Source organism: Providencia sp. PROV272, from assembly GCF_049901975.1.
Lineage (GTDB): Bacteria > Pseudomonadota > Gammaproteobacteria > Enterobacterales > Enterobacteriaceae > Providencia > Providencia stuartii.
Window position 1 is genome coordinate 4,031,641 of record NZ_CP096291.1, and the last position, 26,654, is coordinate 4,058,294.

Below are 26,654 nucleotides of genomic sequence, written 5' to 3' on the forward strand. Positions count from 1 at the left end.
ACAAAAAACCTCAAGTCTTACCGTATTGAGGGCTGATACGCTAATGTGTTCAGAGGATTTAAAGCGTTCCAACAACAAGGAATAGTTATATCCTCATTTAACACGAGGTGTTACGAGCGTGCATCTAACCATAGATAACAAGAATAGACCTTTGGAATTAATAAGCTCTCATACAAACCGTCCTATTTTATCTTCTTTTTGCCCTTTGATGGCTATTTACTCAGGGCAAAATTTTAGATAGTTTGTTTTGCTGTTTTAGCAGGGGTCTTATCAGACATGGCAGAAAAAGCGATAACAAAAAAACGCAACAGGCGCGAAGAGATTTTACAATCACTTGCGCTGATGTTAGAAAGTAGTGATGGTAGTCAACGAATTACAACCGCAAAACTAGCGGCAAATGTTGGTGTATCAGAAGCCGCACTCTATCGACATTTTCCAAGTAAAACCAAAATGTTCGATAGTTTAATTGAGTTTATTGAGGACTCTTTAGTATCGCGTATCAATCTTATCCTGAATGATGAAAAAGATACGTTAACTCGTATTAAATTGATTTTAGCGCTTATTTTAGGTTTTTCAGAAAAAAACCCTGGCCTAACCCGTATTATGACAGGCCATGCGCTCATGTTTGAGCAAGATAGGCTACAAGGGCGTATCAATCAGCTCTTTGAACGGATTGAGTCACAGCTACGGCAGGTATTAAAAGAGAAAAAAATACGTGACGGTCAAGGCTTTATCCATGATGAATCCCTATTGGCAACGCAATTACTTGCTTTTTGTGAAGGGATGCTATCGCGTTTTGTCCGTTCAGAATTTCGCTATCGCCCAACGGTAGAATTTGAATCTCGCTGGCCTTTAATTTTAGCTCAGTTACAATAACAGATTAAACTACTACTCACCCCGCCCACTCTTTGGGCGAGGGCTTTTTTCTTTTAGTAGGTTATTTCCCTGAGTTAACACTCACTGAAAGCTAAAGTACTGCTTGTAGAGAGAGGCCTGCTACTTCGGCATCTTTTATGCAAACTGATAGGGTAACTATGGCAAGTCACCCTTAATTTCCGGCTCTGTTTAAAGCCAACAACGTGTAATACATTAAATACCATATTGCTGGCGATAAGCTTTCATCGCAATAAGGTGTTGCTGCATATCCTCACGTTCAGCCAGATAAGCGATCAAGTCGCTCATGGTGATAATGGAATACACTTTACAGTGATAATCACGCTCAACTTCCTGTACAGCAGAGATCTCACCTTTCCCTTTCTCTTGACGGTCAAGGCAGAGCAGAACACCATTTAGCGTTGCATTGTGTTGCTTAATAATTTCCATCGACTCACGGATAGCAGTACCTGCCGTAATCACATCATCGACCACAACAACACGCCCCTGTAATGGGCTCCCAACCAGAGTGCCTCCCTCACCATGATCTTTTGCTTCCTTACGATTAAAGCAATATGGCATATCCACATCATGATGCTCAGCAAGGGCGACAGCCGTGGTTGTGGCAATCGGTATGCCTTTATAAGCAGGCCCAAACAGCACATCACACTCAATCGCACTTTCCTTAAGCGCTTGGGCATAGAAACGACCAACTAATGCCAAATCACGCCCCGTATTAAATAAACCCGCATTAAAAAAATAAGGGCTTTTACGGCCTGATTTCAGCGTAAACTCACCAAATTTTAGTACCTGTTTTTTCATGGCAAGTTCTATAAATTCGCGCTGATAGGCTTTCATGGGTCAATCTCCTCAATCGTTAACATCTATATATTAGGTTGCATATCTCTGGCGATATTTACCAAATCGCCGAACATAAAAAAGGCGACTATTTCAGCCGCCTATTAAAAATAACTTTATTTCAACGCTTCTCGTTGAGCTTCAAAAATCGATCCTAGCCCCGTTTTTGCTAGCGCTAATAAGGATAAAAGCTCATCATGGCTAAACGGCTCACCTTCTGCTGTTCCCTGAACTTCGATCATGCGACCATCGTCCATCATCACAACATTCATATCGGTTTCTGCTGCTGAATCTTCGACATATTCAAGATCGCACAATGCTTCACCATCAACGATTCCGACAGAAACTGCTGCAACCATAGATTTTAGTGGGCTTTGTGCAAGTTTACCCTGTTCAACCATTTTATTGAGGGCATCAACCAACGCAACGCAAGCACCTGAAATTGCAGCGGTACGTGTTCCGCCATCGGCTTGTATTACGTCGCAATCTAAGGTAATGGTGTACTCACCTAATTTTTTAAGGTCAACCGCAGCACGTAGAGAGCGTGCTATCAGGCGTTGGATTTCCATTGTACGGCCTGTTTGCTTCCCTTTGGCTGCTTCACGTTGATTTCGTGAGTTGGTTGCGCGAGGTAACATGCCATACTCAGCGGTAACCCAACCTTGACCTTGCCCTTTTAGGAAACGAGGTACACCTTCCTCTACTGTTGCATTACATAACACCTTAGTGTCGCCGAACTCAATAAGAACAGAGCCTTCCGCATGCTTAGTATAGTTGCGTGATATTTTAATCGGACGCATTTGGTCTGCCATTCTGCCTTCTGGACGCATGGTGTTATCTCCATTTTCAACTTAATTGCCGCGCATTATACGTCCTTAAACCGATAATGCCTATCCTGACATCGCGCATAGCGCTATAATCCTTCTAGTATTCATTTTGATAGGAACGAATTATGATCCGTAGTATGACCGCTTTTGCCCGCCGTGACATCAAGGGTGAATGGGGGAGTGCGGCCTGGGAGCTGCGTTCCGTAAACCAACGTTACCTAGAAACATATATCCGCCTACCTGAACAATTTCGAAGCCTTGAACCGGTGATCCGCGAGCGGATCCGTGCACGCCTTACTCGCGGTAAAGTCGAGTGTAACTTACGTTTTGAATTAGATGGTGCAAAACGTGGAGAGCTTATCCTTAATGAGGATCTAGCTCGCCAAATTATTAGTGCGGCTAACTGGGTGAAAAACTACAGTCACGAAGGTGAAATTAACCCACTTGAAATTCTGCGCTGGCCAGGCGTTATGTCCGCTGAGGAGCAAGATTTAGATGCTATCAGTGAGCAGCTATTAGCTGGCCTTGATGAGACCTTAGATGCTTTCATTCAAAGTCGAGAAGCTGAAGGTGCTGCGTTACACGCTCTTATTGAGCAGCGCCTTGATGGTGTTTTAGTGGAAGTAGCCAAAGTTCGTCAGCATATGCCTGAAATTTTACAATGGCAACGTGACCGTTTACAGGCGAAGTTAGAAGAGGCTGATATTCAAGTCGATAGTAATCGTTTAGAGCAAGAGCTGATTTTGCTCGCTCAACGTATTGATGTCGCTGAAGAGCTTGATAGGCTTGAAGCTCATGTTAAAGAGACCCGCAATATTCTTAAAAAGAAAGATGCAAATGGCCGACGTTTAGATTTTATGATGCAAGAATTTAACCGTGAATCCAATACATTAGCGTCAAAGTCTATCAATAGTGAAGTGACTAACTCTGCAGTTGAGTTAAAGGTCTTGATAGAACAAATGAGAGAGCAAATTCAGAATATTGAGTGATGTGAATATTGATATTAAGCCAATAACCTATCATAGTTATTGGCTTATAGTCCGAAAAATTTATTTTTATGTAAATAACAATGAATTATGAAGATTTCAGCAAAGTAGTATGCTGTAACTTGTTTTATAGTGATTAATGATCATAGAGAAGGCATTTTGTATGATACAGAGTAATAACAAACAAGCTAAATTGAGTAAGGAAAATGTAACTCCTATTTTCATCGTTTCACTAAAGAAGGATATTGAACGACGAGAAAAAATTACACATGCTCTGTCAATACAAAATTTACCGTGGACAATGGTGGATGCTATAGAGGGGAAAGACCTACAGCCTGATTATCTCAATTCTTTGAATTATAATTATAATAAACCATCTTGTGCTAATGAGGTTGCATGTAGTTTAAGCCATCAATTAATTTATAAAACTATCATTAATAGTGATATTGAATGGGCCATTATCCTTGAAGATGATGCTATACTTGATGCTCAATTATCGTATCTAATCCATGAATTAGAAAATGGAAAAACATCTCTATTAAAAAAAGAACATATCTATTTATTAGGTGGTCAAGAAGGGTTACGTACGAGACAAAGTATTTCCCTAAGCTTTTTTAATAAAATTAAAATAGGTGATATTACATTTAGAAAAGTGACGTATAAGCCAAACAAACTGGCCCGAACATGTTGTTATCTAATTCACCGGAACGAATGCGAAAAACTTGTCAAATTATTTGAAGAAGCTTATTACGTAGCTGATGCATGGAGTTTATTCTACAATCAAAAAATAGTTAAAGGGTATTTTCTTACTGAAATAATTAAACACCCATTGTTGACTGCTGACAACAGTAATATCGAAAAATACAGAATAAAACCAAGTACAACAAGGAGAAAGAAAGGCTATATTGAAAATAGGATTTCCTTATGGTTACTGCAGATAAGAAGATTTTTTAGATCACTAAAATGGTAATATGTATAATATTCTTTACCATACATAGTGATAAAAGATAACGTAATTATAAAATAAACCAAAATTCAAAAAAATTTGTAAAATCCTTTAGAGGTTAGAGCACTGTCAGCTCAATCAAAGATACTGAGCAAAAACAATACATTATTAAGAGTTAGTTTTGAGTTGAAATGCTAAATTTTCCTAAAAATTATCTTAAAACTCGTAATTTTTTCTTTTTTGTGAGTAAAATAATCAGCTATTTCACAATGATATATAGCAGAGAATGAGAGCCAAGGAATAAATTTTGATACCTAAAATAATACATTATATCTGGGTTGGTAATAACCCAAAACCTCAGTTTGTGTTAGATTGTATTGAAACTTGGAAACAACACCTTCCTGATTATGAGATCATGGAATGGGGTAATGACTGCCTAGAAACAATAAATAACACTTATGTCAACGAGGCTATAAAAAATAAAAAATGGGCTTTTGCTTCTGACTATATAAGGCTTTATGCCCTCTATAATTATGGAGGTATCTACCTTGATAGTGATGTTGAAGTCACACAAAGTTTTGACCGCTTCTTGAATTTAACATTTTTTAGCGGGTATGAGCAGTACAATGGAAAATACTTACCCATTACTGCAGCTATGAGGTCAGAAAAAGGTTCTTCTGTAGTTAAAGCGTTACTTTCCGACTATGATAATGTAAAATTTGAAGTCGACGGAGAACTTATATTAGAGCCCAATACATTTAAAATTAGCCGTTATTTTTCCAGTGAGTTTGGTCTCAACCCTCCCTATGATGGTACCCAAGAATCTCATCTAGCTGAAGGAGTAGTCATCTACCCATCTTATTACTTTTGCAGCCCTGAATATAATAAGATTAACTTTTCTATCCACCATTTTAGTGGCTCTTGGTTACCTTCTCACAGAAGAAAGGATAAATTAAAAATTTTCAATAAATTTATTATTAGTCGATTTAAAAAATCCAGAGATAAAGGGGATTATCCATTACTTCATAATGAAAAAATACTACTGAAGGTTAATTTTTCAAAAGTCATCTCCTATGTCTTGATTTCTAAGAGTAATTAGAAACGTATTATTAGACACACTCAATTGCTTGTAGAGTGTGTCATTTATTAAATATTCATACAATTTTTACCACCCTCCTTATTCAACTGCAAATATCATCCTACCATCAGTCGCTTACAGCGTACTTCTCCGCTAATCGAGGTACATTTTTCTCCTCTCTTTCTTAACGCCACCCGAAAACTTATTCAAATGATTAAGATTATAACCTGATGAATTAAATCAAAAAAAACATTAACTCATCAATAAATAGAAAAAGATTATAGGTTATTGTTCCGGACATTTTACATATGATAATGATAATTGTTATTATCTAATCTTGCTCAAAAGGGGTCTAAATATGAAGATAGTTAATCACCTGCTCTCAATAACATTTATCACATCACTCTCATTTTCAGCATTAGCAACGACTTATCCAATCACAATCACCGATATGGACGGTCAAAAAATCACGTTAAAGCAAGAGCCTAAACGTGTTGTGCTACAGGATGGTCGAGATATTTTAACCCTTGCTTTGCTTGATAGGGACGATCCATTTAGTCGTGTTGTTGCATGGAACAACAACCTTAAAAAATCTGATCCACAAACAGTAACGTTACTGGAGAAAAAATGGCAAGAGGATATGCAGAAAATCCCAGACATGGGGTTTAATGATAAAGGTGAGGTCAATACAGAAGTGGTTATTGCGCAAAAACCGGATGTATTAATTGCGCAACTGCGTGCAAAGCCAGCCTTAGAAGGTTCAGGTGTTGTCAGCCGCTTAAAAGATGCCAATATTCCTGTCCTATATATTGATACTTTCTTACAGCCCGTCAAAAATACGCCAGCTAGCGTCGATATACTTGGATTAGTGCTCAATAAGGAAAAAGAGGCCAAAGCATATACTGATTTCTACAACACACGCTTGTCTGATATCCAGAAAACGACTACAAAAATTGAAAATAAACCTCGTGTTTTTATTGAAGCCAAAGCGGGCGCAAATGGTAGCGATAGCTGCTGCTTCACCCATAACAACGCAGGTTGGGGTGGGTTAGTACAGGCAATTGGTGCAGATAATATTGGTAGCCAATTCTTGCCTGGCGCTTCTGGTACTGTCTCTTTAGAACAAGTGATTGCCACTAAGCCTGATGTCTATATTGTTACAGGCTCTCGTTGGGTCAATAAAAATAATATTGCAGCACCCTTTGGTTATGGCGTAACTGAAGACGAAAATCAACGTGGCTTTGAACGGCTCAAAAAACGTGTTGGTTTTAACCAAATCAGTGCCGTAAAAAATAACCGCCTATATGGCGTTTACCATAATTTTTATAACCACCCTTACAATATTGTCGGTATGGAGTATCTAGCGAAATTCATCTATCCCGAACAATTTAAGTCACTGAAACCTGAAGAAACCTATAATCAAATCATTAAGGAATTTACGACAATCCCAGTTTCAAAAGCAATTTGGGGTTCTCAAGCTGAACATTAATGATTATGCAAACTGCCCTCCAATTGTAGGGGGCAGTTTATCTCCTATCGAATAAAATACATTACCCTTTTGCTGCTGCAAGTTCACCTTCCCTATCATGATGGTAGTGGAACGTGAAGTAGAAAATAACAGCAAGAACAACAGTATAAGAGGCAAAAACAAGCCAAATGGTATGCCAATCTTTTACGCCATCGACGCTAAAGTAGTCAACGACGAGACCACTTAATATCGCCCCAAAATAAGCGCCGACACCATTGACCATTGTCATAAATAGCCCCTGAGCGCTTGCTCTCATTCGATTATCAACTTCCTTTTCAATAAAAATAGAACCCGAAATATTGAAGAAATCAAAAGCACATCCATAAACAATCATGGATAAGATCAAGAACATTAAACCTATTGCAGAAGGGTCACCAAAAGCAAAGAAACCAAATCTTAATGTCCAAGCGAACATACTTAATAACATGACAGTTTTAATGCCATAACGCTTCAAGAAAAATGGAATGGCTAAAATAAAACCAACTTCTGCCATTTGTGAGATAGACAGTAAAATAGATGGATACTGTACGATTAAACTATCTTGAAATAGCGGGTCACGAGCAAAATCATGTAGGAATGGGCTGCCAAACGTATTGGTTATTTGTAAAACAGCGCCTAATAACATCGCAAATAAAAAGAAGACAGCCATAATAGTTTTTTTAAATAACACCAAAGCGTCAAGGCCCAGTTTACTGACCCAACTACTTGAGATAGCTTTTTTATTCACGGCAATATGAGGTAGTGTCAAAGAATATAGTGCCAACAATAACGAACAACTTCCTGCGATATAGAGCTGCATGCTACTTAATTCAAATTTTAATAAGCTAATGCTCCACATAGCAATAATAAAACCTACCGTACCAAACACTCGGATTGATGGGAAATTAGCCACAGAGTCTAATTGGTATTGGCTTAATGAGGAGTAACTAATTGAGTTGGATAAAGCAATGGTTGGCATAAATGCCATCGCATTAATTAGCATGATCCAGAACATCAATGTCGAGTCAGTAACTGTTGCAGCGTAGAATAAGGAGCCTGCACAAATAATATGGCAGATCATATATAACCGATTCGCGGGAATATATTTATCTGCAATTATTCCGATAATGCCCGGCATCAAAATGGCGGCAATCCCTTTAGAACTATAAACCATTCCGACTTCGGCACCTGAGAAATTGAGTGTTTTCATCATATAGGCACCGAGCGTCACTAACCAGCTTCCCCAGACAAAATATTGCAAAAACAACATAATTTTTAAGCGGGTTTTAATATTCATACAAGTCTCCATTTGGAGTTATACTCGTCATTCTTTAGGTTGGCAGCATTATTGGCTAACTCATACGGGACATATTGTTCGATGAGTTTAAACGTTGATTAACGTGTCGCCTTACTGCGCCTCAGTTTATTCAAGAGCATTTGTTTATTTGTTTTTATTTTCACTTCAGCAATAGTGACACCGAATAAGATAATGGCAACGCCTACAAACTGAATGAATTCGAGAGGTAGATGTAAGACGGTAACAGACAGCAAGATTGTTACAGGTAATTGCATTGAGCTTAAAATTGTCGCAAGGCTCGTTCCGATAAGTGGAGTTCCTTTAGCAAACATCCACATACCAAAAAAAGAGCCAAAAAAGGCTAAGGGTAATCCATAAGAAAAAAAGAGTGAGTTAAATGTTGAGAAATGGCATAAAAAGGTAGGAGGTACAATGACTGAAGTGAGTATCGCTCCCCCCGTTACCATAATTGCGGAACGCATCATAGGATCGGTTTTCACCGCGAGTGCACCACTCACATAGACACGTATCGCATTCGACAAAGCAGCACATAAACCTAATGCAACACCTAACCAATGGAATTGGATATGCATCGTATTAAGCAACCCCGTAGCGAATGTCGTACCAATTAAGATAAATAATACTGACACCAGCGTCATTGCTGTAGGAGCTCGGCGAGTTACAGCCGTATTTATCGCCACCCCCATCCAAGTAAATTGCAGAAATAGCACAACACCTAAAGCAGGAGATAAATACTGCAATGATGCGTAATACAATAGCCCAGTTAATCCTGTTGTTGTCCCCGTCAATAACATCAATATTGATTGTTTCTTCGATGGCCAACTGAGTGACTTTCGCCTAATGGCGGAGCCAATCAAAACAAATAGCCAGAGCAGAACCGCCCCTAGCACGGTTTGGCTACCGATGACATCATTCAAAGAAAATCCGGCCTGATAAGCCAATACAACCAATGTTGACAAAATGCCATAGCTGCAAGCGCCCAGTGAAACTAAAACTAACCCCTTTAATTTCATTTCATACCTACCTACATGGTGTTCTATGGCACTCTTTATATTGTTTTGAGAATAAGTTAGAAGCGAGCGATCACGCCAGTGACTAATTTCAAGAATGTCGCCTTCACTTTCTCGGCAGTTTCAATCACTTCATCATGGCTTAATGGTTGCTCTAAAATGCCACACGCCATATTGGTTAAGCAGGAAATACCCACTGTTTTGATTTGTGAATGGTGAGCGACCAGTGCTTCCGGTACGGTTGACATACCGACGGCATCCGCCCCTAAGGTTCTAATCATGCGAATTTCGGCTGGTGTTTCATAAGTCGGGCCAGTCCACCAGGCATAGACACCTTGGCGCAGCGAAACGCCTTGTTCTTTGGCAACATCAAGGATCACTTGGCGCAACTCTTTGTTATAAACTTCGCTCACATCCAAAAAGCGAACACCTAATTCCGGGTTATTTGGCCCTATCAGCGGGTTATTAGCAGTTAGGTTGATATGGTCAGTGATAACCATCAGGTCACCGGGGTTAAAGTCAGTATTGACGGCACCGCAAGCATTGGTAATGATCAATTTCTCGACACCTAATGCTTTCATCAGGCGCACAGGAAAAGTGACTTGGTCGAGAGAAAAACCTTCGTAATAATGAAAACGGCCTTTCATTGCGACCACATTTTTACCTGCGATAGTACCGATCACCAATTCATTCGCATGGCCAACCGCTTCGGACTTAGCGAAATGTGGGATCTCGCTATACGGGATATGGACTGCATTTTCTAATGTATCGGCAAATGGCCCCAAACCAGACCCTAAAATGATACCAATCGTTGGTTTTGTCGCTGTACGTGATTCAATAAAACGCAAGCTTTCTAAAATATCATTGGTGTTATGCATGGAAATCTCCGGATCGTGCCCAAAAGAGTGAATGAGGTGATGATAAAGTAATTTAAAAATCAATCAGCGATCTTAATCTCATTTTAAGAAAAAGATTCTCGCTATGATCTTATTTAAACAGCAGGATTTTTTGAGCAGATCTGCTAATCTTGGACGCGGCGTGTCTTGATAAGAAAAAGGTGATGACTTGTTACTTACACTATTGAATGAATTTCGCACCTCGAAAAATTCAAAAACTCGTAAACTCAAAATGCTGTATAGGCTAATCCTGAATCATGGGCCAGTAAGAGCAGAAGAGCTATCATCATTAGCCAGTATGAAACCCGCGACTTGTGCAAGACTGCTTGATGAGTTAAGTAAAAGCCAATTAATTTCGACATCGGAATTGGGGGAATCAACGGGGGGACGCAAGCCAATATTGTATAGTATCAACTCGGATGATGGGTATGTTGTTGGGATTGAGATGAGCGATCTCTACTCAACCATTATGTTGCTTAACCTAAAATTAGATATTTTAGGCATGCTGAAAATAAAAAATGAACAGCTAGAGACAGCAGAAAATATGCTGGATCACCTATTGATCAAAGTTGAACAGTTATTATCTGAGCACCAATTAACAATCGAAAAAATACTGGGTATTGGCATCGCCATTGATCATATTCTAGAACGAGATAAGGTCGACTTTACTAAATATGATGAGCGGATCAGTAGCCTATTCAATTATATTGATAATAAAGTGCCCTGTTTTGTGACACTGGGCAGTGGTATCACCTTTGCCGCGCTTGCCGAATACCGTTTAAGGTATCATTCAAAAAGCCAACGTTTTTTATTTACAACTTGTGATACGGACATACGTAGCTGTACCATCATCAATAATACCTTTGCCCCTGCGCCAATCAGTACCGCTCAAGCTTTTGGTCACACGACGATTGATATTCGAGGGTTAAGATGTGAATGTGGCTCTTATGGATGCTTAAAACAATACAGTTCGCTATCGGCCATAAAAGCACGCATTATTCAGCAAATTCGATTAGGAAAATTTTCAATCATTAATCAGTTAGTCAGCACTGAATCGGAGATTAATTATCATACTATTTTCCAAGCACTCGCTATGGATGATAAATTATGTTTAGAAGTGCTAGAGGAAGCTGCCTATTATTATGGCCTTGCGATTGCAAACGCTATTTTAACATTACAGCCGGATGTTGTGGTATGTGGTGGTACATTGACACCTAAAAACCATTTTTTTGCCATGACGAAAAAGTCGATAGAAGCGAAAATGGCTGCATTTCCACATATTAAAACCCGTATTTTTCCAGCAAATGACTCCTATGAAGTCGTCGCTCAAGGTGCGGGTGGAATGGTATTAGAAAATTATTTGGCGGATTAATTTTAGGTTAACAAAGACTGGCGAGATCAGGTGACATAGGAGACAGTGATGCAATTTGAAACGACTTCAGAAGAGCAAATTTCAAAAACTAAGCAGCGATTTATTGAACATTCACCCCTGATCCATTGTATGACCAATGACGTTGTACAAACCTTTACTGCTAATATTTTATTAGCCCTCGGCTGTTCCCCTGCAATGGTGATTGAACCCGAAGAAGCGGAGCAATTTGCTGCTATTGCTGATGGTTTATTAATTAATGTAGGCACATTGACCGCAAACCGCCAAAATGCCATGGCATTAGCGGTACACAGTGCTAAAAAAGCTGAAAAGCCATGGGTGTTAGATCCCGTTGCGGCTGGTGCACTGACCTTTCGCACCCGCTTTAGTCATGAACTGCTGGCTTTATCGCCAACTGCCGTTCGTGGTAATGCGTCTGAGATTATGGCGCTAGCAGGATTTAACCAAGGTGGTCGAGGTGTCGATTCATTAAACACCACGAATGATGCCCTACCTGCCGCCCAATCTCTTGCCCAAACAGCCCAAACCATTGTCGTGATAAGTGGAGAAATTGACTATATTACCGATGGTCAAAGAACGATGGCTATCTCTGGCGGCCACCCAATAATGACCCGTGTTGTCGGTACCGGTTGTGGGTTATCTGCCGTTGTTGCGGCAAGCTGTGCATTACCCGGAGATCGGTTAGCCAATATCGCGAATACATGTGCCATCATGAAACAAGCAGGCGAAATTGCAAAGCAACGCTGTCGTGGAACGGGTAGCTTTGTGCCTGAATTTTTGGACGCATTATCATCACGCTAAATCAGCGTTAATGGCGTATATCGCGACATTTATAAACGCGTTTTCTTACCACGTATTTTACGCGACCAATGACGCATGTTATTTCGCAACATGATAAATTGGTACATAAAATTCTTTTTATCAGGTTCGATACCATAAAACCGTTTTAATGCAATTAAGTCATTCGCTTTGCAAATCGCGAGATGACCAAAGTCTGATAAATCGATAATTTTAAGTCCATTATCGGTGAGCACCAGATTACCTGCATGAATATCATTCGATGCTAAATCATAAGCATGGAGTTGGTTAATAAGTGCTGCTATTTCGGGGTAATAAGGCGTGATATCGCTGACCTCCGAAAGTACTGTGCCCTCAACATATTCGGCAATAATCCATGTTTCAATGGATTCTCGGCAGCGCATCTTTTCGGCCACAAAATAGATATCATTTGTGATAGTACAACCTTGATTTTGCGCACGCACTAAACGATAAAGTAGGCGGGAAAAATAAGGGCCATGCACCATACGCATAATTCGCTTTTCTAAACGACTATCGCGCTCTTTTTCACACTTAATGATGTAGTTTTTCCCATTAATCGTAATACGAGCGACACTGCGCTCCATATTGCCACTATTGAGATTTTTACCAACAATTTTGCCTTGGATATAATCATCAATGACTTGCCAATAATCTATATCACTCTCTTTTTGATAAACCTGATACCCATTTTTTTGTGACTTTATTATATTTTTCATTGCTCGCCATTTCACCGTACCATCTGTTTCAACCAATGCTAACAATTACCTACATTCATTTCTTAGCGATTGTTGCAGATTATAGTTAAAGAATGGCAAGTATCCACTGTGAGCTAGCCAGCATAACAGCTGGCTAGTGATAGATCAGAAAAAATAAGGGAATTAATCGTTACCAAATAGGTCGCGGGTATACACTTTATCCGCCACATCTTCGATTTCAGGCACCATCCGGTTAGCCAAAATAATGTCGCTGTCCGCTTTAAAGGCCTCAAGGTCACGGTAGACTTTCGAGCGGAAGAACTCATCTTCTTTCAGCACCGGCTCATACACAATCACTTCGATACCTTTGGCCTTAATACGTTTCATCACGCCCTGCACCGCAGAGGCACGGAAATTATCAGAGCCTGCCTTCATCACCAAACGGTATACCCCCACTTTACGTGGCGCTTTGGCAATAATCGCATCGGAAATAAAGTCTTTACGTGTGCGGTTAGACTCCACAATGGCGTTAATCAGGTTATTCGGCACATCATCGTAGTTTGCCAACAACTGTTTGGTGTCTTTAGGGAGGCAATACCCGCCGTAACCGAAAGAGGGGTTGTTGTAGTGGCTACCGATACGCGGGTCTAATGACACCCCTTCAATAATTTGTCGTGCGTTCAAACCGCGGCTTTCTGCATAGGTATCTAATTCATTGAAATAGGCGACGCGCATAGCCAAGTAGGTGTTTGCAAACAGTTTAATCGCTTCGGCTTCTGTGCTGTCAGTAAACAGCACCGGAACATCTTTCTTGATGGCTCCTTCCAGCAGCAAGTTAGCAAAAATCGCTGCCCGCTCAGAGCGCTCCCCTACCACAATACGGGAAGGGTGCAGGTTATCCCAAAGTGCACGGCCTTCGCGTAAAAACTCAGGCGAGAAAATCACATTGGTGTAGCCAAACTCTTCACGTAGGCGCTCAGTAAAGCCAACCGGAATGGTGGATTTCACAATGATAGTGGCGGCAGGATTGATTTTCTGCACGTCGTGAATGACCGATTCCACTGACTTGGTATTAAAGTAGTTGGTTTTAGGGTCATAGTCAGTGGGAGTCGCCACAATCACATATTGTGCGCCAGTATAGGCTTCGACAATATCTTGTGTCGCTCGGAAATTGAGTGTTTTTTCGCGTAGAAATTGCTCGATTTCGGTATCGATAATTGGCGACTGTTTGTTGTTAAGCATCGCCACTTTTTCGGCAATGATATCGACTGCCACCACTTCGTGGTGTTGTGACAGTAACATGGCATTGGACAGACCCACATAGCCTGTACCCGCAATTGCTATTTTCAAAACTGACCTCTCAAATCCATCTTAGTGTATGACAAGGGATCCTTCATCAGCGACAAATTACAGGTGATAGTATGACTGATACCAGTCAACAAACGCCTGCACCCCTTGCTCTATCGAAACTTGTGGGCGGTATCCCGTAACCTTAAATAAGTCTTCGGTATCGGCCCATGTGGTATACACATCCCCAGCCTGCATCGGTAAAAAGTTTTTGATTGCCTTTTTGCCCAGTGATTTTTCAAGTGCAGTAATAAAGTCAGTTAACTTCACAGGCTGACCATTACCGATATTGTATAAACGGTATGGCGCACGACTTTGTGCAGGTGAAAGAGAACCATTTTCTGGGTCTGCTTGTGGGATTATATCGGAAATACGGATAACCCCTTCCACGATATCATCAATAAAAGTGAAATCACGGCTGAGATTGCCGTTATTATAAACATCGATAGGCTCGCCCGCCAAAATTGCCTTAGTAAATTTGAATAAGGCCATATCCGGACGCCCCCACGGACCATAAACCGTAAAGAAACGCAGACCGGTGGTTGGCAACTGATAGAGATGTGAATAGGAGTGTGCCATCAATTCATTGGCTTTTTTAGTTGCCGCATACAAGGAGACTGGGTGGTCGGTCGGCATATCGGTACTAAATGGAGTTTGCTCACTCATGCCATACACAGAGCTAGAAGACGCATACACAAGGTGTTTGACGTTTGCCTGTCGGCACCCTTCCAAGATAGCCAAATGACCGGAAAGGTTACTATCTGCATAAGCAAATGGATTTTGCAATGAATAGCGAACTCCTGCTTGAGCAGCAAGATGGATCACACGGTCAAAATCTTCTTGGGTACACAACACCACGACTTTTTCACGGTCGGTAATATCAAGTGGAATAAAACGAAAATGAGGGTATTGCTCAAGAATATGTAGACGAGACTGTTTCAGACCCTGATCGTAATAAGCATTCATGTTGTCGATCCCAACAACCTCATGACCACTATCTAATAAACGCTGACATAGTCTAAAACCGATAAAACCTGCACTACCAGTAACTAAATATTTCATGTTAATTATCTTTTAGTATTAAACCATTCTCACGACTCAATATAAGCCGCATTCAATATCCATTTAGAGTTAAGACCTGTAAATGTAACAATGGTTTTATTTCTAAAGAAATAAAATAATGCTCTCAGTGAGCTATTCGAAAGTTTCTGGTATGGCTTGTGATAGTGCAGATTGATTAATTTCACTTAATGTCGGTGCACCCGCGGGGCCTTGCTTACTGACAACGATGGCAGCAACTTGGTTACCAAAGTCAACACAATCGCGTAATGACCAGCCTTGGGATAATCCCGCCAATACTCCTGCGGTATGTGCATCCCCAGCACCAATCGTATCCACAACGGCAACTTGGTATGCAGGCACGAACAGTGGCTGTTGATTCGGCTGACATAGCCAAGCACCTTGGCTATCCAAGCGAACAATCAGCGTAATACCACGACGATACGCATACTCCGCTGACAACCTTACAAGGTCACCTTCACCACAGAGGAAACGCGCCTCATCACGGTTGACCGTTAAAAGGGTTCTATTGGCGGGTAATTGCTGTAAGAAATTCTGAGGAAGCACTGCAAGTCTTGGCCCTAAATCTAAAACGAGGGTTTGTGTTGGGCAGTCATTCAGCAACCATTGTTGTAACGCTTCCCCTTGCAAGCAGCCTAGTTCGTAGCCGCTCGCATAGATAATACTGTCGTTCGGTAAAGCGAGAGTTTGTAGCTCCTCCCTATTCCACTCTTCTTCACAACCCGCGATAGAAATAAACGTCCTTTCGCCGTTAGGCTCTGTTAATGCAAAGCACCAACCATTATCTTGGGTTTCGCTAACGAAAAAAGGTGACACACCAAGCTCTGATAGCGCTTGGCGAACTCGCTGTCCCCATTGGCCATTACCCACACGAATACCATTAATTATAGGGAGTTGTAGACGAGCTAAAGCACGAAGAACATTAAATGCACAGCCACCGATTTGCCAGCCGTGATCGTGGGCTGCAATATCTTCACCACTACGTGGCATTCTCGCGACGCTTAAAACGCAATCACCAGCAGCAGCCCCTATCACGGCAACGGTACGCATGATTAATCTTTCTCCGCTGAATGACTAAACATCAAGTATAAGCCGTAAAGCAAAAAGCTTAATACAAATGAAAGAAGAATGGATAAACTAGAGCCTTCAAAAATCCCTGTTGCCCAAGGCCCTTTAATAAACTCATTATCACTGACTAACAAACCAGCCAGCGCACCTAACAGCCAGCACAGCAGCGGTATCCAACGAATTCCTGCGTTCGACTGACCAAACAGTTGCTCAAACTTATAACCTTGGCGACTACGCAATACGGCATAATCCAACATAAATACCGCTTCCCATGAGGCTAAGAACACGCCACAAAATAGTAAGAAAGCAATAAATGAATTAATAAATTCGCCTGAAATAAATAGGATATAAATCGCCACACCCATGACTAAAATAGCATCTATTGCGACCGCATAAACTTGGCGAATTTTTATGCCAATCGTCAGTAAGTTGAGACTCGCAGAATAGAGGCTTAGTACCGCAATAGTAATAATACCCGCGGTTGCCGTTAATAAATAAGGGATAGACATCCAACTTGGCAGCTCTGCACCAATTAACGCAATCGGGTTTTCAGCGGAAGCTAATTCCGGCAAGCGTGCCGACAGCAAAATCCCTGTAAATAACAGAATAAATAGCGGTAGCATCGCTCCAAATGTGACGGCATTAAAAATAGATGATTTTGATGACCGTTCGCTTTGATAACGGCTGTAATCTGCTCCTGCAATCCCCCAGCCAATACCTGTTCCTGCCGCAATAATTGAGACAGCAGGTAAAAAGCCCGTTAGCCAGCTACCAGAAGGCATGGATAACACTGCCTGCCAATCTGTATGCCAAATAATATACAGCGCGGCAATCAAAGTCATGGTGCCAAAGATACGCGTGATCCAGCTTTGCATAACCACAACCGTTGCTTGCCCGAGTAGGCTAATAGTGATAGCTAAACCACCAAATAACACCATACAGACAACGGTTAATGTCACTGAATCACTAAATCCAAGCACCTGAAAAAGCGCTTTTAATGTCAGTGTCCCAGTGATCATGTTGATGGCTTCCCATCCCATCAAAGTGACCCAACTGAAAAATGTCGGGGCTATATTCCCTGTTTTGCCGAAAATGGTTCGCGAGAGTGTTAGTGTAGAGGTGCGGCCTTTTTGGCCTGATAAACTGATGTAACCAACTAATGCGAAGCTGGCTATACCGATAATCGCCGCGAGCAGCGATTGCACGAAAGAGAGACGAAAAGAAACAATAATTCCGCCATAAACAATACCGAGGATCCCGATATTCGCGGCAGACCAGATCCAAAATAACTCAAGAGGAGTGGCTGTTCGCTCATGCTCAGGTACGATATCAATACCTGTATTTTCGATTTTCCATGCTTCATTTTTTTGTGCAGCGTCAGGTAGTGCACTCATTCAACTCTCCTTAATGACGTAAGGCGCTGAGTATTTTTGCGTAGGGATAAAAATCTATATTATTAGAATTGTTAATCATTGCAATCCATTCTTCAGGAAAAGATTGAATACCTGACAAAGCTCCCGAAATCGCTCCGGCCATAGCACCAATGGTGTCCGTGTCTCCCCCCAGGTTGGCACAATATTTCGCACACATGACAGGATCACCATTTGTTAGGTCAACTATGGCCAGAGCGCAGGGAATAGACTCTATCGTGTCCATACCGGCTCCGATAAAATCGTACAGCTCTTTAAGTGTTGTTTGAGGAGAGCATGTTTGCAACTCACTAGCCTTCTTAAAGGCCAATAAAATTCGTTGGCCTAAAGATGGACTAAACGTTGAGGCATATAACTGTTGCACCTCATCGGCGAGTAGTGGAAGTTCTTGTTTTATTTGAGGCCATGGAGTTTGCTCGATAGCTCGGCTAATTGCCCAAGCAATGACACAGGCACCTGCAATCGCAATGTCCGACTTATGTGTCGGGATACAAGCCGCTTCAACGGTTTTTATAAATTGATTGCGATCAGCAGTTGAAGCAATGCACCCTACAGGGGCTATCCGCATTGCCGCACCATTGGTGACACCATTTGACACAATATCGTTAATTGGAACGCCTGCTTGAATAGCTAATAGAGATTGCTTGGATGTTGGTCCAAAAATATTTTTATCAAAGGCATTAATGCGGTCTGCCCACGCTAAAATATTTTGTGCAACCACCTTCGGCTCTACCTGACCATGACAAGCGATAATCGCATCCATTAACGCAATTGCTTGATGAGTGTCATCCGTCACTTCACCAGCACGAAACCCAATCGCGGCAATATTTTCGTCTGGCCCTGGTAAAAAGTGATCTATCCAGCCGAAAAATTGTTGAACTTTGTCTTGGCGCCATAGTTCAGAAGGCATGCCCATGGCATCCCCTGTAGCCTGACCATATAAGCATCCAAGTATCGCCGCTTCAATGTTGGGTTTCAGGCCCATTTTTACTCCCAGTACTTTCCTTAACAACACTAATTATATTAGCAGCAATTAAGTCCAATACCAGTCCAATCAGTTAAAAAATAATGCCAATGTAAGTCCAATCGATGATATTATGCATATCCTGAACTCTGTTATAAACTTAATTTGTTGAAAGTTTTATGGAAAAATACAATGCAAGTACGCTTTCTTGAATGGATTAAGAATCAACTAGATGTGAATTCCACAATGCCTCTGTATCGCCAATTGCAACAAGCGATTGAATCCGCGATTGAGCACAAAATTGTGGATGCAGGCGATTATCTTCCAGCAGAGCGCTATCTTGCACAACAGTTAAATCTTTCTCGAGTGACAATCAGTAAAGCAATGCAATCTCTTGAAAAAAAGGGAGCCGTTGTTCGGCAGCAAGGGGTTGGTACTCAAGTCGCAAAATATCTAGGTTACTCGTTATCACATGAAAGTGGTTTTACCTCTCAAGTGATTAAAGCAGGTGGTACAGTCACCACACAGTGGTTATTGCGCACACTCACCGAAGCAACGGCTGATATTGCCGCAAAATTAGGTTTAGCTGTTGGTAGCCAAATCGCGCAATTAAGGCGTATCCGTATCGCAAATGGTCAGCCTGTTTCTTTTGAAAATAACTATATTCCTGCTCAATATCTTCCTGAACCGGAAAAACTGACCGACTCTCTCTATGCCCTATGGGGGAGCCAAGGTATTACTTTCAATCATGTGCAACATAAAGTGAAAGCGATCAGTTGCAATGAAGAGTATGCAAATTGGTTAAACACAACGGTAGGGGCTCTATTATTACAGGTGAAACAAACTAGCACCCTGCAAGGTGGCGTGATCATTGAGTACAGTGAAATCATCTGCCGTGGGGATATCTATGAGTTGGAGTTTAATTCACCATAACGCTTGGCGTGATCTTATCCACGAACACGATTGATAATTTAGATTACTTAAACATTTACCTTTATTCTAATTAATAGTCGTTTTTACTATTAAAGAGAGGGGATAAATCATGCAGGTTTCTGCTCGTAACCAATTAATCGGTACAGTTAGTGAAATTAAAGAAGGTGCAGTTAACAACGAAGTGGTGCTCAGTTTAGGCAACGGAGAACAACTTACCACCGTCATTACCTGTGAAAGCTGCAAAACCTTGGGGTTAGAGGTAGGCAAAGAGGCGGTCGCTATTATTAAGGCCCCTTGGGTGGTACTCGCCACACCGGACTGTGGTTTGCAATTTTCAGCCCGTAATCAATTCAACGGTAAAATCAGCAATATTATTGAAGGCGCCGTCAACAGTACCGTTCTCCTCGTCACCGATAAAGGTGTTGAGCTAACCGCCGTGATCACCAATGAAAGTCTAAAAGAGATGGCGCTCACTAAAGGGGTCGATATCATCGCCTTAGTGAAAGCCTCTAGTGTGATCCTCGCGACTCGCCAGTGATTGCAGCGGAGATAAAAAATAGCGGAGCACAGCCCCGCTATTTTCCTACCCCTTATTCCTCGACGTTTTTATTCGCCGCCTGTAATGTGTGATAGATGTAGTGGTGATAACTCTCTAATAATTTTTTATCTTCACAGTCATCTAACTTGCCATCACACAAATGACGCATCTTAATATTCGCTTCATAGAACGGGGAAACATGTAAATTTGCGCGCTCTAATATTATCCCTCCAAGGAAGGCAATATCGGTTAACGGACCCGTTTTAATCTGATTACCCGATTTCAAATTATCACGTAACGTAAATTGTGTGATAAAGGCGGGGTTAGAAAATTCAGATTGATATTGATTTAAGCTGATCCCCGGCTGGTGGTCACCAAAATATAAAAACATTAATGGACGTTTGCGCTTCGCCATAAATTCTACAAAATCGCGTATCGCGTTATCAGACGCGACGATTTTTTCCATATAATGGCTAAATTCACCAACGGAGTCTGCATTTTTTACCTTCCCTTTTAAGCCATAATCATCATGATGGCTCTCTTTATAAGGGCCATGCTCATACATGGTTAACGAGAAAATAAATACTGGTTTATCAGTCTCTTTTGCTAAGATTTCTTTGACATATTTCAGCATATCTTCAGTGCTGATCGTCCATAAGTTATCTTGTAATTTTCCTGGGTAACCCAACTCTTGAGGCTGAATAATTCTATCGACACCTAATGTTTGATAAGCATGGCCTGAATGGTAAGCACCACGGTTAAATGGTGTCAGAACGACGGTATAATAACCATTTGCCTTCATCTCTTTAAACAAACTGTTATTTAGATGGTCGACAATAAAGTAAAAGACACCACTTTTTTGCGAGCCAAAGTCATCACTGTTTAGCCCTGTTAAAGCGGCAAATTCAGACAACCAAGTTCCTCCCCCGAAAGTTTGCACTCGCATATGGCTATGCGCGATCAACTCGTTATCCTGTTGAAACATAAATAAATCGGGTAGTTTAGTGCCGTCTGGTAATTTATAGATGCTTGGATTAACAGTGGACTCTTGTAATAACAATAAGATATCCGGTTTTTCTGTTATATCAGATGCGGGTAATGATACCGTTGCCGCTTTTTGTATAAAATAATCAGATGAACATTTAATTTGGGGGGAATGGTAATTTGAATTTTTCGCCGACATAACCAAGTTGGTAACGGTTCCTCTACCTTTAGGTAAGGTCTCCGTCCATTGGTTGTAATAATGGGAGGCCGCAAAGCTCGCGCCAAAATAGCCACCAACGCCAAGTAATATGCCAATTAATCGCCAAGAAAATGTTTTCGTTGGGCGTAATAGACGCCAACTAAGCACTGCATTAATGATTAACAAAATCAATAATCCGATCAATGCAACGCCAGCTAACCAATAATGCCCCAAGGTTCCCATATTTGACGTATCCGTCATGATATTAATATCGGAATAAAATAATTGCTCTTTATAATAGTGAACTTTGAGTTGGTTAAGGAATTTAATAATAATAAACAGCGTACTGGTAACAACGGCAGAAAATAACCATCTAGCTGAGACAAGATAGAGCACCCCAAAGATAACGGCATAAACACTTACCGAGATCAATCCGGGGTAAATCACACTCGTTTTCTCGAAGACTAGGAAAAGGGAAGCAATGAATATCAGTGTTAGATAAACGGCGGAAAATACTCTTTTCTTCATCGGGTTTACCACAAAATATGTAAGTATCGACGACCTCCAACAGATAAAGGCCGCCACAGACTGGCTATTTTAACTAATTTAGACGATAAATCTATTCAACAAAAATGCCTTTATCTCGTAAAAAGTGCCCATCGCCTTTGCGTCTAGTGAAGCCACTTCTATCGAAAAATTCAAGAATTTGAATCGCCAATTTCCGACCAATCCCTAATTCATTGCGAAAATCAGCGGCGCCTATTTCTCCTTTATGCGTACAGTAACGCAAAATAAGCTCGGCAAATTGCTTTATTTGATCACTACTGTAGTAGCGGTCACGGATAATCGCCGTCACTAGCCCCATTTGTGCCGCTTTTTTCATCGCACGTCGGACAGCGTCTTCATCATGATTGATTTCTTTAGCCAGATCACGGACCCACCATGCCTCGGCTCGAGGGAATAAAGGCGCTATTTGTTGCCAAATTTGTTGTTGTTCCGTATCAAAGACTAACCCATGTTGTGGCATGTGTAGCCAACCACGGGTCTGTTTAATACGCTCATCAGCAATCAACTCATTAATTAATTTAAAAACTAATGATTCACTTACTGTCGGTAATGCCATGCGTTTTAAGCGCGCTTTCCCAACCCCAATTTGGTCACTGTGCACCTCATGGAAATCTTCTAATGTTTGAACGAGCCGTTCTTTCGCCACTTGGGCTTTAAAAGCAGAAAGAGCCAAATCTCCTACGCGAACGAGTTCAACCTGTGATAATAGCTGTTCAAGGGCGGGCGGGGTTAATTGACGAGCCCAACTATAACGCTTTAAATCTAACTCACCATTAGGTAACTGTAATTTCAGATGGGTAAGTTCATCATTTGTCATACAGAGGCGAGTTAACCATTCAATGAATTCAGGTAATCTCTTACCTCGACGTGGAGAGGTAAGCCGGATCACTCTTGCTGACGCCAGTGTTTCTCGCGCACTAATATCACGAATGATGAGGCGGTCATTATCCACAAACCACAACGGTGTATCGAGAATGAGTTCCGCGAGTAAGGGCGTCGAGCCAAATTCGGTTAATAATGAAACTCGACCTGTAATATGGCTCGCACCATGGTATAAATGGACCGGCTGCCAATGTTTAATCACCGAATCACACTCTAATTCAACAATCACTCTTGTTGCCGCAGCGAAAGGCTTCTCTGATAGCAGCCAATCACCACGTGTAATAGCCGCTTTATCAATATCTCCTGCTAAATTGAGTGCAACCCGGTCACCCGCTTGAGCTAGCTCTGCTGGCTGATTTTGGCGGTGGATCCCCCGAATACGAACAGTGGTGTCAGCGCCCGTTAACCATAAAGTATCACCAAGCTGCACTTGCCCTGCTAAGGCCGTGCCTGTGACAACAATACCGGCCCCTTTGACATGGAATACACGGTCAATCGCTAAACGAAAACGTTGTTGACGATTTTGGTGATCGGCTCTTTGCTGGTGTAATTGTTGTAAGTAAGCCTGTAATTCCGCAATTCCGCGTCCATCGTTGGCCGAGGTCACAAATATCGCAGCGTCAGGCCAACCTTGGTGCTGTAGCTCATTTTTCACTTGCAAAGAAATGTGTGCAATTCGCTCTGCATCAACTTTATCTGCTTTCGTCAAAATGGCTGTTATATTTTGGCAACCAGCTAAACGTAAAATCGCTAAGTGCTCTCGCGTTTGCGCCATGACCCCATCATCACAAGCAACCACCAGCAAGGCATGATTGATCCCGCAGACCCCCGCTAACATATTCCCTAAAAATTTTTCATGTCCGGGAACATCGATAAAACCGATTGAACTACCATCTTGTTGAGGCCAATAAGCATAGCCGAGGTCGATGGTCATACCCCGTTTTTTTTCTTCGGGTAAATGCGCCGTATTCACCCCAGTGACTGATTGAATTAGCGATGTTTTACCATGGTCAACATGGCCAGCAGTAGCAAAAATCATGACAACAATACCTGCAATAATCCATGTTCATCATCTAAGCAACGGAGATCTAGCCATAATTTGCCATCTTTTAATCGACCAATTACTGGTTGGTCGGTGTGACGCCAACGTGCCGTCAGTAAGGCCAACGTATTGCCCCGCCCATCAAATGGCGTAAACGTCACGGCATAACTCGGTAGCCTATCAATCGGTAATGAGCCGCTACCAATTTGGGATAAACAAGGCTCCATTTCTACGACAAATTTATCGCCATAGAAGGCTTGTAATGGAACGATCAAACGTTCAGCTCGCGCTTTGATTTCATCGGCACTACGTGTTAACCAGCGTAGTGTTGGAAGCTCCGTGACCAGTTTTTCGGGCGTTAAATAGAGTTTTAATGTGGCCTCTAATGCGGCTAACGTCATTTTATCAGCACGTAAGGCACGCTTAAGCGGGTGCTTTTGAATGGCTTCAATCCACTTTTTCTTCCCGAGAATAATCCCTGCTTGCGGCCCTCCCAGTAGCTTATCCCCAGAAATAGAAACAAGGTCAATCCCTTGAGCAAGGTACGTTTGCGGCATTGGCTCGGCAGGTAGTCCATAGGCGGTCATATCGATCATTGATCCGCTGCCTAAATCAATTGCGGTCGGCAACTGATGCTGTTGACCTAATTCCGCCAATTCAGCGCCTTCAACTTCCGCGGTAAACCCTTCAATACTGTAGTTGCTGGTGTGCACCTTCATCAATAACGCGGTTTGCTCATTAATAGCGCCCGCATAATCACGCAGGTGAGTACGATTTGTTGTTCCTACTTCGACTAATTGGCAACCTGCTTGTGCCATCACGTCCGGTACTCGGAAAGCACCGCCTATTTCAACTAATTCGCCACGTGAAACAATAACTTGCTTGCCTTGAGCCACCGTCGCCAAAAGCAATAATACGGCAGCAGCATTATTATTCACAATGCAAGCATCTTCGGCGCCCGTGAGTTGGCATAGCAATTCAGCCAAAGCGCGATCACGATGCCCTCGCGTCGCGCCATCAAGAGAGTATTCCAAAGTCACAGGTGAGCTCATCACCTTATTAACGGCAGCAATCGCTGAAGAGGCCATCACCGCGCGACCAAGGTTGGTGTGCAGCACCGTTCCCGTCAGGTTAAACACGGGTTTTAATGCGCTTTCTTGTAAAGCACCATGGCGCCTAACCAACTCAGCAACCCAATCAGGATGCCAAGCGGGCAACTGACTATGTTGTCGGATATACTCGCGAGCTTGCTGTTGCATCTCTCGCAACTGCTCGGTTACCCAGTGGTGTCCTGACTCGATGACGAGGGTTTGCACCTCGTCAAGTTGGAGGAGTTTATCAACAGCAGGAAGCTGGCGGTATAGTTCGGCGGTGGAGTCTACCATCGTGATTACTCTCTTTTAGTGACTATTTTTCACCGGGAAATAAAAATGGGTTAAGGCTACTACGGGCAAAGCCCTCTTCTTCCATCCGAGCATCTAGGATGATAGACGCCAGATCATCAGCAACGGCTTCGACTTTCGCATCTTTTTCTTGATAAAGAATTTTGAGATAACTACCGCAGTCACCACAACTTTCTGCTTTTACCGCAGCATTTTCATCATCAAGAGACCAATAGTGGAGATCGCGAGTTTGTTCACAGTTACTGCATTTGACACGTACCATATGCCATTCTGTTTCACACAGGTTACAGTGCAAATAGCGTAGGCCTTGCGTTGTGCCAATTTGTACAATGCTAGACACAGGCATGCTGTTACAAACGGGGCAGAAGTGGCGATGATCACCATGTTCAGCGCGCGCTTTTCCGGGAATTTGTGCTGCCATTTGTGCCCAATACACAGACAGTGCCGCCCAAATAAACATGGATTTATCAGCGGGAACCTTCTCAAATTGCTCGTTAAGTAGCGCAGTCGCCATCTCTTCAAGCTCATTTTCAGACGCCTTATCGAGATTCTCTAATGCAGGGCGTACTGACTCTGGAACCACTGGTAATAATTCAGCAATAATCGCATTTAATAACTTATGCCAATGGGCTATACGTGGGAATGTTTTCGCCTCAAGAGGCGGATTATTGGTCGCCGTTGCGCGCTCTAATACCGCATTCATATCCATTTCTAAAGGATTATCATGCTGCGCATTGTTTTGTGCTGTTGCCACTTCCGCTGCAAAATTAAGATAATCTGCAAAAGGATGTTCATCCACACCCAGTGCTTTTAATCTTTCTGCGCGTCGTTGATACAGATTTTTTAAATTCGGGAATAGGACAGGCGGGATAAAACCAATACCTTTTTCTTTTAGTCTTTCTTGCCCTAATTCTTCTTTAGGGACGATACGAATACCCATCGCATTGCTCTCTTTCAAATTTTTAAAATGATAGCTCTAGGGGATTTCCCTAGAGCTATCTATCGTATTGTATG

At 41.9% G+C, this 26,654-nt stretch carries 24 protein-coding genes; 9 read left to right on the forward strand and 15 right to left on the reverse strand.

All coding sequences use genetic code 11. From position 1 onward, the window contains the following. Positions 1-276 precede the first annotated feature (276 nt). Positions 277-876 (forward strand): nucleoid occlusion factor SlmA, encoded by a 600-nt coding sequence (gene slmA, locus M1E93_RS18760; RefSeq protein WP_004924223.1) that lies wholly within the window; start codon positions 277-279, stop codon positions 874-876. 213 nt (positions 877-1,089) lie between these two features. Here the strand turns inward: slmA and pyrE are convergent, their stop codons facing one another. After that, on the reverse strand, positions 1,090-1,731 hold the full coding sequence (pyrE, locus tag M1E93_RS18765) for an orotate phosphoribosyltransferase (RefSeq protein ID WP_004924221.1): 642 nt from the start codon (positions 1,729-1,731) through the stop codon (positions 1,090-1,092). Positions 1,732-1,847: 116 nt separating this feature from the next. Then, positions 1,848-2,561: a ribonuclease PH gene (gene rph / locus M1E93_RS18770; RefSeq protein WP_004924220.1), complete on the reverse strand. Its 714-nt coding sequence runs from the start codon at positions 2,559-2,561 to the stop codon at positions 1,848-1,850. Positions 2,562-2,683: 122 nt separating this feature from the next. Here rph and M1E93_RS18775 point away from each other — a divergent pair, with 122 nt between their 5' ends. From M1E93_RS18775 to M1E93_RS18790, 4 genes are all read left to right on the forward strand, one after another. Then, positions 2,684-3,547, forward strand: a complete 864-nt coding sequence (locus tag M1E93_RS18775) for a YicC/YloC family endoribonuclease (RefSeq protein WP_014657191.1) — start codon at positions 2,684-2,686, stop codon at positions 3,545-3,547. Between the two features lie 160 nt (positions 3,548-3,707). After that, entirely contained in the window at positions 3,708-4,514 is an 807-nt protein-coding gene (locus M1E93_RS18780; protein WP_158660872.1) for a glycosyltransferase family 25 protein, read from the forward strand. 283 nt (positions 4,515-4,797) lie between these two features. Next, positions 4,798-5,589: a glycosyltransferase family 32 protein gene (locus M1E93_RS18785; protein ID WP_426207051.1), complete on the forward strand. Its 792-nt coding sequence runs from the start codon at positions 4,798-4,800 to the stop codon at positions 5,587-5,589. A 337-nt stretch (positions 5,590-5,926) separates the two neighbouring features. Beyond that, complete coding sequence (locus M1E93_RS18790; protein ID WP_104873121.1) at positions 5,927-7,057, forward strand: ABC transporter substrate-binding protein; 1,131 nt, start codon at positions 5,927-5,929, stop codon at positions 7,055-7,057. Between the two features lie 61 nt (positions 7,058-7,118). On the opposite strand, the gene M1E93_RS18795 is transcribed toward M1E93_RS18790, so the two are convergent. The 3 genes from M1E93_RS18795 to M1E93_RS18805 form a co-directional block, all read right to left on the reverse strand. Next, positions 7,119-8,372: a nucleoside permease gene (locus tag M1E93_RS18795; RefSeq protein ID WP_104873120.1), complete on the reverse strand. Its 1,254-nt coding sequence runs from the start codon at positions 8,370-8,372 to the stop codon at positions 7,119-7,121. Positions 8,373-8,470: 98 nt separating this feature from the next. Further along, positions 8,471-9,406: an EamA family transporter gene (locus M1E93_RS18800; protein WP_004924207.1), complete on the reverse strand. Its 936-nt coding sequence runs from the start codon at positions 9,404-9,406 to the stop codon at positions 8,471-8,473. A 56-nt stretch (positions 9,407-9,462) separates the two neighbouring features. Beyond that, on the reverse strand, positions 9,463-10,281 hold the full coding sequence (locus M1E93_RS18805) for a purine-nucleoside phosphorylase (protein WP_004924203.1): 819 nt from the start codon (positions 10,279-10,281) through the stop codon (positions 9,463-9,465). A 187-nt stretch (positions 10,282-10,468) separates the two neighbouring features. Between M1E93_RS18805 and M1E93_RS18810 the strand changes: the two genes are divergently transcribed. Further along, complete coding sequence (locus M1E93_RS18810) at positions 10,469-11,671, forward strand: ROK family protein (protein WP_040132607.1); 1,203 nt, start codon at positions 10,469-10,471, stop codon at positions 11,669-11,671. A 48-nt stretch (positions 11,672-11,719) separates the two neighbouring features. Next, a complete protein-coding gene (gene thiM, locus M1E93_RS18815; RefSeq protein ID WP_104873119.1) occupies positions 11,720-12,490 on the forward strand; it encodes a hydroxyethylthiazole kinase in 771 nt (256 codons plus the stop codon). Between the two features lie 29 nt (positions 12,491-12,519). On the opposite strand, the gene M1E93_RS18820 is transcribed toward thiM, so the two are convergent. The 6 genes from M1E93_RS18820 to M1E93_RS18845 form a co-directional block, all read right to left on the reverse strand. Beyond that, entirely contained in the window at positions 12,520-13,224 is a 705-nt protein-coding gene (locus M1E93_RS18820) for a lipopolysaccharide core heptose(II) kinase RfaY (RefSeq protein ID WP_230084717.1), read from the reverse strand. Positions 13,225-13,386: 162 nt separating this feature from the next. Beyond that, complete coding sequence (locus M1E93_RS18825; protein WP_004924193.1) at positions 13,387-14,553, reverse strand: nucleotide sugar dehydrogenase; 1,167 nt, start codon at positions 14,551-14,553, stop codon at positions 13,387-13,389. A 57-nt stretch (positions 14,554-14,610) separates the two neighbouring features. Continuing rightward, entirely contained in the window at positions 14,611-15,612 is a 1,002-nt protein-coding gene (locus tag M1E93_RS18830; protein WP_004924190.1) for an NAD-dependent epimerase, read from the reverse strand. 132 nt (positions 15,613-15,744) lie between these two features. Continuing rightward, positions 15,745-16,680, reverse strand: a complete 936-nt coding sequence (locus M1E93_RS18835; RefSeq protein ID WP_104873118.1) for a PfkB family carbohydrate kinase — start codon at positions 16,678-16,680, stop codon at positions 15,745-15,747. A 2-nt stretch (positions 16,681-16,682) separates the two neighbouring features. After that, on the reverse strand, positions 16,683-18,092 hold the full coding sequence (locus tag M1E93_RS18840) for a purine-cytosine permease family protein (RefSeq protein WP_004924182.1): 1,410 nt from the start codon (positions 18,090-18,092) through the stop codon (positions 16,683-16,685). Positions 18,093-18,102: 10 nt separating this feature from the next. Further along, entirely contained in the window at positions 18,103-19,113 is a 1,011-nt protein-coding gene (locus M1E93_RS18845) for an ADP-ribosylglycohydrolase family protein (protein ID WP_004924178.1), read from the reverse strand. Positions 19,114-19,284: 171 nt separating this feature from the next. Between M1E93_RS18845 and M1E93_RS18850 the strand changes: the two genes are divergently transcribed. Then, on the forward strand, positions 19,285-20,025 hold the full coding sequence (locus M1E93_RS18850; protein ID WP_426207052.1) for a GntR family transcriptional regulator: 741 nt from the start codon (positions 19,285-19,287) through the stop codon (positions 20,023-20,025). Positions 20,026-20,134: 109 nt separating this feature from the next. Continuing rightward, a complete protein-coding gene (locus M1E93_RS18855; protein ID WP_004924171.1) occupies positions 20,135-20,563 on the forward strand; it encodes a TOBE domain-containing protein in 429 nt (142 codons plus the stop codon). A 52-nt stretch (positions 20,564-20,615) separates the two neighbouring features. Here M1E93_RS18855 and M1E93_RS18860 read toward each other — a convergent pair whose 3' ends face one another. From M1E93_RS18860 to fdhE, 4 genes are all read right to left on the reverse strand, one after another. Further along, on the reverse strand, positions 20,616-22,274 hold the full coding sequence (locus M1E93_RS18860; RefSeq protein WP_104873117.1) for an LTA synthase family protein: 1,659 nt from the start codon (positions 22,272-22,274) through the stop codon (positions 20,616-20,618). A 91-nt stretch (positions 22,275-22,365) separates the two neighbouring features. After that, positions 22,366-24,234: a selenocysteine-specific translation elongation factor gene (gene selB, locus M1E93_RS18865; RefSeq protein WP_004924165.1), complete on the reverse strand. Its 1,869-nt coding sequence runs from the start codon at positions 24,232-24,234 to the stop codon at positions 22,366-22,368. Beyond that, the gene (gene selA, locus M1E93_RS18870) at positions 24,231-25,622 is read right to left on the reverse strand and encodes an L-seryl-tRNA(Sec) selenium transferase (protein ID WP_104873116.1); all 1,392 of its coding nucleotides are present in this window, start codon (positions 25,620-25,622) and stop codon (positions 24,231-24,233) included. The genes selB and selA overlap by 4 nt, the downstream gene beginning before the upstream one ends. 22 nt (positions 25,623-25,644) lie before the next feature. Next, entirely contained in the window at positions 25,645-26,580 is a 936-nt protein-coding gene (fdhE, locus tag M1E93_RS18875) for a formate dehydrogenase accessory protein FdhE (protein WP_104873115.1), read from the reverse strand. Positions 26,581-26,654: the final 74 nt, after the last annotated feature.